Annotated in this window: 2 protein-coding genes (both cut by a window edge); both read left to right on the top strand. The window is 70.8% G+C overall.

Going from position 1 to position 16,284, the window contains the following annotated elements:
* Positions 1-14,392, top strand: partial view of a non-ribosomal peptide synthase/polyketide synthase gene (locus AC6CH2_RS02405; RefSeq protein WP_498267765.1) — the 3' portion only. Its footprint begins 13,448 nt before the window's first position; only the last 14,392 of its 27,840 coding nucleotides appear in the window; the start codon falls outside the window, past its left edge; it ends in the stop codon at positions 14,390-14,392.
* A protein-coding gene (locus AC6CH2_RS02400) for an amino acid adenylation domain-containing protein (RefSeq protein WP_498267764.1) crosses the window boundary here: on the top strand, positions 14,373-16,284 show its 5' end (the start). It continues 14,354 nt past the right edge of the window; only the first 1,912 of its 16,266 coding nucleotides appear in the window; it begins with the start codon at positions 14,373-14,375; its stop codon lies off the right edge, out of view. Before AC6CH2_RS02405 ends, AC6CH2_RS02400 begins: the two co-directional genes overlap by 20 nt.

Raw genomic sequence — 16,284 nt, 5'->3', positions numbered from 1 at the left:
CGCCGAGCGCTTCGTCGCCGACCCGTTCGCGGCCGGCGAGCGCATGTACCGCACCGGCGACCTGGCCCGCTGGGGACGCGACGGGCGTCTGGATTTCCTCGGCCGCGTCGACCATCAGGTCAAGATCCGCGGCTTCCGCATCGAACTGGGCGAGATCGAAGCGGCGCTGGCCCAGCTCGGCCATCCGCGCAACGTGGTGGTCGCGCGCGACGACCGCGACGGGCTCAAGCGGCTGGTCGCCTATGCCGTCGCCGCCAGCCTCGACAGCGGCGCGCTGCGCCAGGCCCTGGCCCAGCGCCTGCCCGACTACATGCTGCCCTCGGCCTTCGTCGCCCTGGATGCGCTGCCGCTGACGCCGAACGGCAAGGTCGACCGCAAGGCCCTGCCGGAACCGGGCGAAGGCGATCGCGCCGCCGAAACCTATCGCGCCCCGCAGACACCGCCACAGCAGCTGCTATGCGAGTTGTTCGGCGAGGTGCTCGGGGTCGAACGGGTCGGCCTGGACGATCATTTCTTCGGCCTCGGCGGGCATTCCCTGCTCGCCACCCGCCTGGTCAGCCGCATTCGCGCCGCGCTCGGCGTCGAACTGCCCCTGCGCGCCCTGTTCGAGGCTCCGACCGTGGCGAGCCTCGCTGCGCGTTTGCCCGACGCCGAGTCGGCCCGCCCGGCGCTGCGGCCGCAGGCGCGTCCGGCCTTGCTGCCGTTGTCGTATGCGCAGCGCCGGCTGTGGTTCATCCAGAAGTTCGAACAGCACGCCGCCGGCGACGCCGGCGCCGCCTACAACATCCCGATGCCGCTGCGCCTGTCGGGCCGGCTCGACCTCGACGCCCTGCGCACCGCGCTCGGCGATCTGGTCGAGCGCCACGAAAGCCTGCGCACGATCTTCCCGGAAGCCGACGGCACGCCGTATCAGCAGGTGCTGTCGCTCGATGAGCACGCGCCGCAGTGGGCCCTGATCGAATCCGACGAGCAGTCCCTGCCCGAGCGACTGCACGCCGAGGCCATGCACGTGTTCGACCTGTCCCGCGAGACGCCGCTGCGCTGCAGCCTGTTCCGTCTCGGCGAGCAGGAACACGTGCTGCTGGTGGTGTTGCACCACATCGCCGGCGACGGCTCGTCGTTGGCGCCGTTGGCGCGCGACCTCGGCCGCGCCTATGCTGCGCGCCTGCAAGGCCACGCGCCGGACTGGGCGCCGCTGCCGGTGCAGTACGCCGACTACACCCTGTGGCAACAACGCCTGCTCGGCAGCGAACACGACCCCGACAGCCTGATCTCGCGGCAGTTCGGTTACTGGAAAGCCCAATTGGCCGATCTGCCCGAGCGCATCGAGCTGCCGACCGACCGGCCGCGTCCGCTGGTCGCCAGCTACCGTGGCCGCCAGTGGGCGCTGAGCATCGATGCCGAACTGCACGCGCGTCTGCTGGCACTCGCGCACCGCCACGAGGCGAGCTTGTTCATGGTGCTGCAGGCCGGCCTCGCGGCGTTGTTGCACCGGCTCGGCGCCGGCGACGATATCGCCCTCGGCAGCGCCATCGCCGGGCGCAACGACCAGGCCCTGGACGATCTGGTCGGCTTCTTCGTCAACACCCTGGTGCTGCGCGCCGACGTCTCCGGGCAACCGAGCTTCGAAACCCTGCTCGGCCGGGTCCGCGCCACCGCGCTCGCCGCTTACACCCACCAGGATGCGCCGTTCGAGCGCCTGGTCGAATTGCTCAACCCGGCTCGTTCGACTTCGCACCATGCCCTGTTCCAGGTCGGCATGGTCCTGCAGAACGTGGCCGAGGCCGAGCTGCGCCTGCCCGGCCTGACCGTGTCGATGCACCCCGCGGATTTCCGCAGCGCCAAGTTCGACCTGTTCTTCAACCTCGGCGAACGCCTCGCCGCCGACGGCGTGCCGGCCGGCCTCGACGGCGTCGTCGAATACGCCACCGACCTGTTCGACGAAGCCTCGATCGAACGCCTGTGGCAGCGCCTGCTGCGCCTGCTCGACGCCGCCGCGCGCGAGCCGCAGCGCCGCATCGCCGCGATCGACCTGCTCGACCGCGACGAACGCCAGCGCCTGCTCGGCGACTGGAGCCATGCGACACCGAGCGATACGAACAACACCATCGCCGACGCCACCGTCGCGGCCCTGTTCGCGCATCGAGTCGCACGCGATCCCGATGCGCCGGCGCTGCTGTTCGGCGACAGCTGCCTGAGCTACGCCGAACTCGACCGCCGCGCCAATCGTTTCGCGCATGCGCTTATCGCCCAGGGCATCAGCCGCGAGGACCGCGTCGCCATCGCTCTGCCGCGTTCGCCGGAGATGGTCGTCGCCGTGCTCGGCATCCTCAAGGCCGGCGCCGCCTATTTGCCGCTGGACCCGGATTATCCGCCCGAACGCCTGGCCTACATGCTCGCCGACGCGAAACCCGCGCGCCTGATCAGCCGCCGCGAGATCGAAGCTCGGCTGCCCGAGCACGGCGTACCGAGCTGGCTGCTTGACCTGCCGGAAACCGTGCAGACCCTGGCCGCACAAGCGACCGATGCGCCGCGGCTCGCCGCCGCATCGCCGGCCGATGCCGCCTACGTCATCTATACCTCCGGTTCGACCGGACGGCCCAAGGGCGTGGTCGTCACCCACGCCGGCATGCCGAGCCTGCTCGCCAGCCAGGTCGCCGCGTTCGAGGTCGGCCCGGGTTCGCGCGTGCTGCAGTTCGCTTCGCTGAGCTTCGACGCCGCGTTCTGGGAGCTGTGCATGGCGCTGCTCTCGGGTGCGGCGCTGGTGGTCGCCGAGGCCGACCGACTGCTGCCGGGCGAGGCCCTGGTCGAAACGCTGCAGCGTCATCGCGTGACCCATGCGACCCTGCCCCCCGCGGCGCTGTCGGTGCTCGGCGCCGATGCGCTCGCGAGCTGCAGCGACCTGATCGTCGCCGGCGAGGCCTGCGCGCCGCAGTTGGTCAAGACCTGGTCGCAGGGCCGCCGCATGACCAATGCCTACGGACCCACCGAAACCACGGTATGCGCGACCATGAGCGCGCCGCTGGCCGGCGCGACCTCGCCGCCGATCGGCACGCCGATCCTCGGCGCCCGGGTGTACCTGCTCGATGCCGGCCTGCAGCCGGTGCCGGTCGGCGTGCCCGGCGAGCTGTACCTGGCCGGCAAGGGCTTGGCCCGCGGCTATCTGCATCGCCCGGCGCTCAGCGCAGAACGCTTCGTCGCCGACCCCTACGTCGCCGGCGAGCGCATGTACCGCAGCGGCGACCTGGCGCGCTGGCGCGGCGACGGCCAGCTCGAATTCATCGGCCGGGTCGATCACCAGGTCAAGTTGCGCGGGTTCCGCGTCGAACTGGGCGAGATCGAGGAGGTGCTGCAGCGCCACGCCGCGGTCGCGCAATCGATCGTGGTCGCGCGCGAAGACGTGCCCGGCCACAAGCAACTGGTCGCCTACGTGGTGCTGGAGCACGAGCGCGAGGGCGATCGCGATCAAGGCCAGGAGTCGCGCCTGATCGGCGAGTGGGAAACCATCTACGAAAGCCTGTACGGCGAAGCGCCGCCGCAGGCGGTCGAGTTCGGCGAGAACTTCCACGGCTGGAACAGCAGCTACGACGGCTCCGGGATCGCCCTGGAGCAGATGCGCGAATGGCGCGCGGCCACGGTCGAGCGCATTCTCGAATTGCAGCCGCGGCGCGTGCTCGAGATCGGCGTCGGCAGCGGCCTGATCCTGTCGCAGGTGGCCCCCCACGTCGAGGCCTACCATGGCACCGACCTGTCCGCCGCGACCATCGAGCGCCTGCGCGGCGAGATCGCGCAGCGGGCGCACTTGGCCGGCAAGGTCGAGTTGCACGCGCGGCCCGCGCACGAGATGCAGGGGCTCGGCGACAGCTTGGCGAATGAGGGCCAAGCAGGCCGCTTCGATACCATCGTGATCAACTCGGTGCTGCAGTACTTCCCGAACGGCGACTATCTGGAGGAAGTGATCCGCCAGGCGATGCAACTGCTGACGCCGGGCGGCGCGCTGTTCCTCGGCGACGTGCGCAACCTGCACCTGCAACGCAGTTTCGCCACCGCGATCCAGTTGCACCAGGCCGATGCCGACACCGATGCGGCGACGCTGCAGCGTCGCATCGAGCAGATCCTGCTGGCCGAGAAGGAACTGCTGGTCGCACCGGAGTTCTTCAGTCAGCTGCCGCAGCGCCTGGAAACGATCGCCGCTGTCGACATCCAGACCAAGCGCAGCGCCTACGGCAACGAACTCAGCCGCCACCGCTACGAAGTGGTGTTGCGCAAGGGCCCTGTGCCGCTGCGCTCGCTGGCCTCGGCGCCGGTGCTGCAATGGGGCCGGGACGTCGACGGGATCGATGCCCTCGCCGCGCACCTGCACGACCGGCAGCCGGCCGACCTGCGCCTGCGCGGTGTGCCCAACGACCATCTGCAACCCGAACTCGATGCGCTGCAAACGCTGGCCTCGGGCGAGCCCATTGCGCAGGTGCGCGCGCGATTGATCGCCGCCGGCAGCGCCATCGATGCAGTCAGCGAGGGTCTGGTGCAACTCGGACGCGGCCTCGGCTACCGGGTCGCGACGACCTGGTCCGGCGGCGCCGCCGGCGACGGGCTGGACCTGCTGTTCGTCCACGACGCATCGCCGGCCGCCTGGACCGACCTGTATCTGCCAAGCGCGCCGCGCGACTTCGCCGCCTGCACCAACAACCCGGCCAGCTTCGACCAGTTCAGCGACCTGCGCCGCCATGTCGCCGCGCAGTTGCCCGACTACATGCAGCCGGTGATGGTGCTGCTGCCGGCGATGCCGCTGACCCCGAACGGCAAGATCGACCGCAAGGCCTTGCCGGCGCCGGATTTCACCCCGACCCATCACCGCGCCGCGCGCAACGACCGCGAGCAGGTCCTGGCCGAGCTCTACGCCGAAGTGCTGGGCCTGCCGCGGGTCAGTATCGACGACAGCTTCTTCGACCTCGGCGGCGACAGCATCATTTCGATCCAGTTGGTCAGCCAGGCGCGCAAGGCCGGGCTGCTCATCGCCCCGCGCGACGTATTCCAGCACCAGAGCGTCGCCGCCCTGGCCCTGGTCGCGCGCGAGGCCGACGCAGCCGCGCCGGCGCTGCTCGACGAGCCGATCGGCGAATTGCCGGCGCTGCCGATCCTGCGCTGGTTCCTCGAGCGGGAGGTCGCGCTCGACGGTTTCAACCAGTCGGTGCTGCTACGGGTGCCGGCCGGTCTCGCCGAAGCCGAGCTGCGCGAAGCACTGGCGGCCCTGCTCGATCATCACGATGCGCTGCGCCTGCGCCTGGACCGCGACGCCGCCGAGGCCTGGCGCCTGCAGGTGCCCGAACCCGGCAGCGTCGACCCCGCGGCCTGCCTGCGCCGCATCGACGTCGTCGGCCTCGACGACACTGCGCTCAAAGCCCGCATCGACGCGGCCGCGGCCGAATCGACGCAGGCCCTGTCCTGCGAACGCGGCGATCTGCTGCGCGCGGTCTGGTTCGACGCCGGCGACGGCGGCCGGCTGCTGCTGACCATCCATCACCTCGCCGTCGACGGGGTGTCCTGGCGCATCCTGATTCCGGATTTGCGCGAAGCGATCGAGGCCATCCAGGCCGGCAAAACGCCGCGCTTCGCCCCGCGCAGCCACTCGCTGCGCGCCTGGTCGCAGCAGTTGTTCGACGAGGCGCATTCGCCGCAACGTCTGGCCGAACTGCCGCATTGGCAAGCCGTGGCCGAGGCTGTCGACCCGCCGCTCTCGCCGGTCGCGCTCGACCCCGTCCGCGATACCGGCGCGAACTGCGAACATCTCAGCCTGAGCCTGCCGAGCGAAGTCACCAGCGCCTTGCTGACCGGCGTGCCGGCTCGCTTCCACGCCCGCATCAACGATGTGCTGCTGAGCGGTTTCGCCCTGGCGGTCGGCGATTGGCGCCGCCGCCACAGCGGCGCGGCAGTCGATTCGCTGCTGCTGGACCTGGAAGGCCACGGCCGCGAAAGCGAGCGCAACGGCCTGGACCTGTCTCGCACGGTCGGCTGGTTCACCAGCCTGTATCCGCTGCGGCTGAGCTTCGACGAGATCGACCTGGAACGCGCCTTCGCCGCCGACGGCGAACTCGAACGCCTGGTCAAGCGGGTCAAGGAACAACTGCGCGCGGTGCCCGATAACGGCCTCGGCTATGGCCTGTTGCGTCATCTCAATGCCGACACCGGCGCCGTGCTCGCCGCACGACCGGCCGCGCAGATCAGCTTCAACTACCTCGGCCGCTTCGGCGTGTCCGAAACCCGCGACTGGGAACCGGCCGAGGAAGAAGTCGCCAACCACGGCGGCGATGCGATGCCGATCGCGCACGCGATCGAGCTCAACGCGCTGACCCAGGACCGCGCCGGCGGCCCCGAGTTCATCGCCACCTGGTCGTGGCCGCGGGCCTTGTTCGAGCGCGCCCAGATCGCCGACCTGGCCGAGACCTATGCGCGCGCCCTGCGTGCGCTGGTCGCGCTGCTCGAGCGCGAGGATGCCGGCGGCCTGACCCCGTCCGACCTGCCCCTGGTCGCGCTCGACCAGGCCATCATCGAAACCCTGGAACGCGGCCACGGCGGCGCCCACACCGTCGCCGACGTGCTGCCGCTGACCCCGCTGCAGCAAGGCCTGCTGTTCCATGCGCTGTACGACCACGACGGGCCCGACCCTTACGTGGTGCAGGTGCATTTCGATCTCGACGGCCCGCTCGACGAGGCGCGCTTGCGCCAGGCCGCGCAACGGCTGATGCAGCGTCATCCGCACCTGGGTGCGGCCTTCGTCCACCGCGGGCTGGCGACGCCGGTGCAGCTGATCCCACGGCAGGTGCCGCTGGATTGGCGCCGGGTCGATCTCGATCGACTGCCGGCCGCGCAACGCGAAGCCGCCGCCGCGGACATCGGCGAAGCCGAACACCTGCGCCGCTTCGAGCTCGACCGCGCGCCGCTGTTGCGCTTCACCTTGATCCGCCTCGGCCAGAAGCAGCATCGCCTGCTGATCACCAACCACCACATCCTGCTCGACGGTTGGTCGCTGCCGGTCCTGGTACAGGAATTGTTCGCGCTGTACGGCGGCGCCGAGCTGCCGCGCGCCACCCCCTATCGCGACTACCTGGCCTGGCTGGGCCAGCGCGATCCGGCCGCGGCCGAACGGGCCTGGCGCGAGGTCCTCGCCGACATCGACGAACCGACCCTGTTGCTGCCGTCGCGCCCGGCCGCCTCCGGCGAGCAATCGCACCACGCCCTCGATCTGCCCGAGCCGCTGTCGCGCACCCTCGCGCAGTTGGCGCGCCGCCATGGCCTGACCTTGAACACCCTGGTCCAGGGCGCCTGGGCGCTGCTGCTCGGACGCATGCTCGGTCGCGACGATATCGTGTTGGGCACCACCGTATCGGCGCGTCCGCCGGAGCTGCGCGACGTCGCCCAGATGATCGGGCTGTTCATCAACACCGTGCCCGCGCGCGTGCGCCTGCAGGCCGGCCAGAGCTTCATCGACCTGCTGCTGCAACTGCAGGCGCAACAGGCCGGGCTGATCGAGCACCAGCACCTCAACCTGTCCGAGCTGCAGCGCCTGGCCGGCTTCGAGCGCCTGTTCGACAGCCTGTACGTGTTCGAGAACTATCCGATCGACCACAACGGTCTGGAGTCGGCGCTCGGCGAGCTGCGCATCAGCGGTTTCCACAGCAGCGACGCCACCCATTACCCGCTGAGCCTGCTGGTTACCCCGGGCGCCCGCCTGTCGTTCCGCTTCAACTACGACCCGGCCCGTTTCGACGCGCTCAGCATCGAACGCCTGGCCGAACGCCTGTCGCGCCTGCTCGACGCGGTCGCCGCGCACCCGCAACGCGCTCTGGAACAGTTCGACCTGCTCGACGACCGCGAGCGCCGGCGTGTGCTCTACGACTGGAACGGCAACGAAGTCGAGCTGCCTTCGCAGACCGTGCCGCAGTGGTTCCAGCAACGCGTCGCCGCCGCGCCCGACGCGGTCGCGGTGGTCTGCGCCGGCCACGAGTACAGCTACGCCGAACTCAACCGCCGCGCCAACCGCTGCGCGCACGCGCTGATCGCCCACGGCGTCGGCGCCGAGGACCGCATCGCCATCGCCGTGCCCCGCTCGCTCGACACCGTGGTCGCGGTGCTCGGCATCCTCAAGGCCGGCGCCGCCTACCTGCCGCTCGACGCCGATCATCCGGCCGAACGCCTGGCCTGGACCCTCGCCGATGCGCGTCCGCGCAAGGTCGTCGCCACCCGCGCCAGCGCCGCGCGCCTGCCGGCCGATGCCGAGCTGTTGCTGATCGACGACGAGCACGGTTTCGCCGGCGAGCTCGCGCATGCGCCGAGCCACGATCCGGACGACCGCGAACGCATGCGCGCGCTCGATCCGCGCCACCCGGCCTACGTCATCTACACCTCCGGTTCGACCGGGCGGCCGAAGGGCGTGATCGTCACCCACGCCGGTATCCCCAGTCTGACTCACAGCCAGATCGAACGCTTCGGCCTCGACCCGAACAGCCGCGTGCTGCAGTTCGCCTCGATGAGCTTCGACGCCGCGGCGATGGAAATGCTGATGTGTTTCGCTGCCGGCGCGACCCTGGTACTGCCGCCGCCGGGGCCGCTGCTGGGCGATGCGCTCGCCCGCACCCTCGACGAGCAGCGCATCAGCCACACTCTGATTCCGCCGAGCGCGCTGAGCAGTCTCGACCCGGACGCTCAGACCTGGCCGAACACCCTGATCGTCGGCGGCGAAGCCTGCCCACCGCACCTCGCCGCGGCGTGGTCGGCCGGGCGGCGCCTGGTCAATGCCTACGGCCCGACCGAGATCACCATCTGCGCGGCGATGAGCGACGTGCTGTCGCCGGCCACCCTGGCCGGCGCGGCGCCGCCGCTCGGCACGCCGATCGCCAACACCCGGCTGTACGTGCTCGACGCCATGCTGCGTCCGGTGCCGGCCGGCGTGGCCGGCGAGCTCTACATCGCCGGCGCCGGCCTGGCCCGCGGCTATCTCGATCGCGCCGCCCTGAGCGCCGAGCGCTTCGTCGCCGACCCGTTTGTGATCGGCGAGCGCATGTACCGTAGCGGCGACCGTGCCCGTTGGCGCGAAGATGGCCAGCTCGACTATCTCGGTCGCGCCGACCAGCAGGTCAAGCTGCGCGGTTTCCGCATCGAACTGGGCGAAATCGAAGCGGCGCTGGCGCAGTGCGGCCATGCCGGCAATGCGGTGATCGTGCGCGAGGATCGGCCGGGCCATCCGCTGCTGGTCGCGTATCTGGTCACTCACGAGGCGATCGACGAAGACGGCCTGCGCCGCCGCCTCGGCGAGCGCCTGCCCGAGTACATGGTGCCGTCGGCCTTCGTCGCCCTGCCTGCGCTGCCGCTGACCGCCAACGGCAGCAAGCTCGACCGCAAGGCCCTGCCGGCACCGGAATTCGCCGCGCGACCCGCCTCGCGCGGCCCACGCAACGCGGCCGAAGCGATCCTGTGCGCGCTGTACGCCGAGGTGCTCGGTCTGGAACGGGTCGGCGTCGGCGACAGCTTCTTCGCCCTCGGCGGCCACTCCTTGCTCGCGACCCGGTTGATCGGCCGCATCCGCGCGACCTTCGACGTCGAGTTGTCGATCCGCACCCTGTTCGACACGCCGACCGTAGAAGCGCTGGCGCGCGCCCTGCCCTCGGGCGGCGGCCGTCGTGCGCCGCTGGTCGCGCAGACGCGGCCGCAGCGCCTGCCGCTGTCGTTCGCCCAGCAGCGCCTGTGGTTCCTGCACCAGTTCGAAGGCCCCAGCGCGACCTACAACATCCCGCTGGCCCTGCACCTGGACGGCGACCTCGACCGCGATGCCTTGCGCGCCGCGCTCGCCGACCTGGTCGCGCGCCACGAGAGCCTGCGCACGATCTTCCCCTCCGCTACGGTCGCCGGCGAAGCGCCGAGCCAGTGCGTGCTCGCCGAAGCCGAAGCGCCGCTCGCGATCGCGAGCAGCGACGAGCGGCGCCTGCGCGCCGATCTGTCGCAGGCCGCCGCGCACGCTTTCGACCTCGGCCGCGAACTGCCACTGCGCGCGCATCTGTTCGCGATCGCACCGCAGCGGCAGGTGTTGCTGTTGCTGTTGCACCACATCGCCGGCGACGGCGCCTCGCTGGCGCCGCTGGCGCGCGATCTGGCCCAGGCCTATGCCGCGCGCCTGCGCGGGCGCGCTCCGGACTGGGCGCCGTTGCCGGTGCAGTACGCCGACTTCAGCCTGTGGCAACGCCAGGTGCTCGGCGACGAGCGCGATGCCGGCAGCCTGCTCGCCCGGCAGACCGAGTACTGGAAGCGCACGCTGGCCGATCTGCCGGAACTGATCGCCCTGCCGAGCGACCGGCCGCGGCCGCCGACCTCGAGCTATCGCGGCGGCCATCTGTCCTTGCCGCTCGACGCCGCCCTGCACGCCCGCCTGGCCGCGCTCGCCGCGCGCCACGGCGCGACTGTGTTCATGGTCCTGCAAGCCGCGCTCGCCGCGACCCTGAGCCGGCTCGGTGCCGGCGACGACATCGCCATCGGCACGCCGGTCGCCGGCCGCTCCGACGCCGCCCTCGACGACCTGGTCGGCGTGTTCCTCAACACCCTGGTGCTGCGCAACGACACCTCCGGCAACCCGAGCTTCGCGGCCTTGCTCGGCCGCGTGCGCGAGACCGACCTGGCCGCCTACGAACACCAGGATCTGCCGTTCGAGCGTCTGGTCGACGCGCTAAAGCCGGTGCGTTCGATGGCCCATCACCCGCTGTTCCAGGTGATGCTGTCGCTGCAGTACCACGCCCAGGCCGAGCTGGAGTTGCCCGGCCTGCGCAGCCGCACCGCCGAGTTCGATCTCGACATCGCCCAGTTCGACCTGAGCTTCGACTTCACCGAGTTGCACGACGAGCGCGGCGCGCCGGCCGGCCTGCACGGTCTGATCGAATTCGCGGTCGACCTGTTCGACCCCGACACCGCGCGACGCATCGGGGCCTATCTCGAACGCATGCTGCGGGCGGTCGCCGACGATGCCAGCTGCGCCATCGGCGAGGTCGAGCTGCTCGATCCCGACGAGCGCGAATGCGTGCTGGCCGGCTGGAACGGCGCCCGGGTCGCCTCCTCCGGCCGCAGCCTGCCGCAATGGTTCGAGGCCCAAGTCCGGCGCACGCCGGACGCCGTCGCCGTGGTCTGCGGCGACGACGCGCTGAGCTATGCCGCACTCAACCGCCGCGCCAACCGCATCGCCCACGGCCTGATCGCCGCCGGCATCGGCGCCGAGGACCGCATCGCCCTGGCCCTGTCGCGTTCGCTCGACACCGTCGCGGCGATGCTCGGCGTACTCAAGGCCGGTGCGGCTTATCTGCCGATGGACACCGAGCACCTCGGTCCGCGCCTGCGCGAGCTGCTCGGCGAAGCCGCGCCGCGGATGCTGCTGGCCCACAGCGCCATCGCCGATGCGCTCGCGGTCGACCTGCCGACCTGGCGACTCGACGATGGCGAAGGGCAGCGACGCCTGCTCGACGCGCCCGAGCACGATCCGGACGATGCCGAGCGTCGCCAGCCGCTGCATCCGCTGCACCCGGCCTACGTCATCCACACCTCGGGCTCGACCGGCAAGCCCAAGGGCGTGATCGCGACCCACGCCGGCGTCGCCAACCTGTTCGAGGAGCACCGCGACCGGCTGTTCGCCGAGGTAGTGCGCCACTCCGGCCAGGATCGCATCCGCTTCGCCCTGACCGCGACCTTCGCCTTCGACACCTCGCTCGAGGGCCTGCTGTGGCTGTGCGCCGGCCAGGAACTGCACCTGATCGACGACGGCACCCGTCGCGAAGGCGAAGCCCTGCTCGACTACATCGCCAGCCGACGCATCGATGCGGTCGACCTGACCCCGGCGCATTTCGAGCAATTGCGCGCGATCGGCCTGCTCGACGATGGCCGCTGCCACCCGAGCACGGTCGTGCTCGGCGGCGAAACCGTCGGCGAGTCGCAGTGGAAGGCGCTGCGCGAGCATCCGGTGCGCGGCTACAACTGCTACGGCCCGACCGAGTGCACGGTCGACGCCAGTTACGTCGCCATCGACGAGATCGAGGAAGGCGATCGGCCCAGCATCGGCACCGCCCTGCGCAACACCCGCTTGTACGTGCTCGACGCGCGTCTGCGACCGGTGCCGGTCGGCGTCGCCGGCGAGCTGTATATCGGCGGCGCCGGCCTGGCCCGCGGTTATCTCGGCCGTCCCGACCTCAGCGCCGAACGTTTCGTTGCCGATCCCTACGTCGCCGGCGAGCGCATGTACCGCTCCGGCGACCTGGTGCGCTGGCGTCGCGACGGCCGCCTCGAACACCTCGGCCGCGCCGATCATCAGCTCAAGATCCGCGGCTTCCGCATCGAACCGGGCGAGATCGAAACCGCACTCGCCGCGCTCGGCTATGCCGGCAACGCGGTGATCGCCCGCGAAGACCGGCCCGGCCAGCGCCAATTGGTCGCGTACGTCGTGGCGCCGCAGCTCGATGCCGCGCAACTGCGGCGCGAACTCGCCGAGCGACTGCCCGAGTACATGTTGCCGGGGGCCTTCGTCGCCGTGCCCGCCCTGCCCTTGACCGCCAACGGCAAGCTCGACCGCAAGGCGCTGCCGGCGCCGCAGGTGCAGGTCGATGTCTCCGCCGCGCCCGGCAGCGAACTCGAACAGCGCCTGGCGGCGTTGTTCGCCCAAGTGCTGGGGCTGGACGCGGTCGGCATCGACGATGGCTTCTTCGCCCTCGGCGGCGACAGCATCAGTTCGATCCAGTTGGTCGGCCGCGCCCGCCAGGCCGGCCTGCGCCTGAGCGCGCGCGAGGTGTTCCAGCACCAAACCGTGCGCGCACTCGCCACTGTCGCCACTGCGCTCGAACAAGCCGTTCGACTGCCGGCGGTGGCCGCGACCGGGCCGTTGCCGGCGACGCCGATCCTGCGCGACTTGTTCGAACAGCCGGGGCCGTTCAAGCAGTATCAACAGTCGATGCTGCTGCGGGTGCCTGCGCTCGACGCCGCGCCCTTGCTGCACGCGATCCAGGCCCTGCTCGATCATCACGACGCCTTGCGCCTGACCGTGTCGCCGGCGCACGAACTGGAGATCGCCGAGCCCGGCCGGGTCCGCGCCGACGACTGCGTATTCGCGGTGTCCCTGCACGGGCTCGGCGCGGCCGCGCGCGAGGCCGAAATCGCCGCCCAGACCCGGGCCGCACAGGAACGCCTCGACCCGCAGGCCGGGCGCCTGCTGCAGGTCGTCTGGTTCGACCATGGCGAACACTCGCGGCTGTTGCTGGTCGTGCATCACCTGGTGGTCGACGGCGTATCCTGGCGCATCCTCGTGCCCGACCTGCGCGCGGCTTACGAACAGGCCGCGGCCGGCGTCGACACGATCGCGCTGGAACCGGTGCCGACCTCGTTCCGCGAATGGGCGTTGGCCCTGCCCGAGGCGGCGCAACGGCGCAGCGCGGAACTGCCGTTCTGGCGTTCTATGCTCGAACACGCGTCGCCCGACGGGTTCGCGCGTGCACTCGATCCACGACGCGACACCCATGCCAGCCTGCGCAGTCTCAGCCTCAGCCTCGATGTCGCCACCACCCAGCGTCTGTTGATCGAGGCGCCGGAACGCATCAACGGCCGGGTCAACGACGTGCTGCTGACCGGCTTCGCCCTGGCCGCGTTCGCTTGGCGGCGCCAGCGTCGCGGCGACGACGGGTTCGACGCGAGCAGCCTGCGTTTCGACCTCGAAGGTCACGGCCGCGAGACCGCGATCGTCGACGGCCTGATCGACGATGCCGACCTGTCGCGCACCGTCGGCTGGTTCACCAGTCTGTTCCCGGTGCGCCTGCAGGCCGCCGAGTTCGACCCGGCCGAGGCCCTGGCCGGCGGCAAGGCCCTGGAACGCGCACTCAAGTCGGTCAAGGAACAACTGCGGCAAGTGCCCGACCAGGGCATCGGCTACGGCCTGTTGCGGCATCTGCATGAAGAGGCCGGCCGCGAACTCGCCGCATACCCGCCGCCCAGTCTCGGCTTCAACTACCTCGGCCGCTTCGCGGTCGGCGGCGCCGACGACGGCGCGGTGTGGAACGTCGCCGACGACCCCGGCGCCTTCGGCGGCGGCAGCGACGAGGCCCAGCCCTTGCCGCATGCGGTCGACCTCAACGCCCTGGTCCAGGACGGCCCCGACGGTCCGCGCCTGTGCGCGAACTGGAGCTGGGCCGGCGAACTGCTCGACGAAAGCGAGGTGCGTGCCTTTGCCGACGCCTGGTTCGACGCGCTGCGCCGCATCGCCGACTTCGCCGCGGCCGCCGACGCCTCGACCCTGACCCCTTCGGACGTCCCCATGGTCGCGCTCGACCAGTCCGACATCGAACTCCTGGAATCGATTTATGCGCAACTCTCAGATTGAAGACCTGCTGCCGCTGTCGCCGCTGCAGCACGGCTTTCTGTTCCACGCCCTCTACGACCATGAGGTGCAGGACAGCTACGTGGTGCAGATGGTGTTCGCGCTCGACGGCGCGCTCGATGCGGTGGCCTTGCAGGCAGCGGCGCAAGCGCTGTTGCGGCGCCATGCCAGCCTGCGCGCGGCCTTCGTTCACCACAAGATCAAGGAGCCGGTGCAGGTCATCCAGCGCGAGGTCGCACTGCCGTGGCGCGCGATCGATCTCAGTGGCTTGCCTGCGCATGAGCGCGCCGATGCGCTGGCGCAGACGATCGCCGACGACCGGCAACAACGCTTCGAACTGACCCGTGCGCCGTTGCTGCGCTTCGTGCTGGTGCGCGAGTCGGCGACCCGGCATTACCTGTTGTTCACCAGCCACCACATCCTGCTCGACGGTTGGTCCTCGCCGATCCTGCTGCAAGAGTTATTCGCGCTGTACCGCAACGGCGCCGACGCGCAGGCGCTGCCGCGGCTCACGCCGTATCGCGACTACATGCGCTGGCTGACCTCGCGCGACGCCGCCGCGGCACGCACGGCCTGGCGCGAGGCCTTCGCCGGCTTCGAGGAGCCGAGCCGGATCGCCCCGGCGACCACCGCGCCGGCGGTGCCCGACACCTTGCGCATCGACCTGCCCGACGAACTCGTGCAGGCGCTGACCCGGCTCGCCCGCGGCATCGGCGTGACCCTCAACACCGTGGTGCAGGCAGCCTGGGGCCTGTTGCTCGGTCGACTGACCCATCGCCGCGATGTCGCCTTCGGCACCACCGTGTCGGGGCGACCGCCGGAACTGGCCGGCGTCGAGCAGATGGTCGGCTTGTTCATCAACACCTTGCCGCTGCGGCTGCAATGGCGCCCGGAGGAATCGGTGCGGGATCTGCTGGTGCGTCTGCAGACCGAGCAATCGGCCTTGCTCGATCACCAGCACCTCGGGCTGACCGAGATCCAGCGCCTCGCCGGGCACGGCGAGTTGTTCGACACCCTGGTGGTGTTCGAGAACTTCCCGGTCGGCGAAGGCGCCGACGATGCGCCCGACGCGTTGCGCATCGCCCTGCACAGCCATCACGGCGGCGACACTTCGCACTACCCGGTCGGCCTGGCCTTGATTCCGGGCCATCCGTACCAGCTCAAGCTCAGCTACCGCCCCGATCTGTTCGCGCGCGACGAGGTGCTGCGTCTGGGCCGCCGTTACGAGCGGCTGCTGGAAGCCTTCGTCGCCGATGCCGGGCAACCGGTCGGCCGCATCGAGCTGCTCGATGCCGCGGAATCGACGCAGGTGCTGCGCGAGTGGAATGCGACCGAGCATGCGGTGCCGGCACACACCCTGGCCGAGCTATTGAGCGCGCAAGCCGCGCGCACACCCGACGCCATCGCGGTGGTGTTCGAAGGCGAGGGCTTGAGCTATGCCGAACTCGACGCGCGCGCCAACCGCCTCGCCCATCGCTTGATCGCCGACGGCATCGGCCCGGAGGATTTGGTCGGCGTGGCCCTGCCGCGCTCGCTGGAACTGGTCGTGGCGTTGTGCGCGGTGCTCAAGAGCGGCGCGGCCTATCTGCCGCTCGACACCGATTACCCGAGCGACCGCCTCGCCCACATGATCGCCGACGCCGCGCCGGTGCGGATCCTGGCGCGCGGCGACGTGGACGGGCGCTTGCCGGCGCACGACGGGCTGTGGCGCCTCGACGAGGCCGGCTTCGTCGCCTCGCTGGAGGGTTTCGCCAGCGCCACGCCCACCGACGCCGATCGCACCCGCCCGCTGCGGCTCGACCATCCCGCCTACGTCATCTACACCTCCGGCTCGACCGGCACGCCGAAGGGCGCGGTGATCCCGCACCGCGGCATCGTCAACCGCCTGGCCTGGA

Source organism: Lysobacter sp. GQ73 (assembly GCF_059758755.1).
The sequence above is the reverse complement of the archived record's forward strand: the minus strand, read 5'-3'. Positions and strand labels throughout refer to the sequence as shown.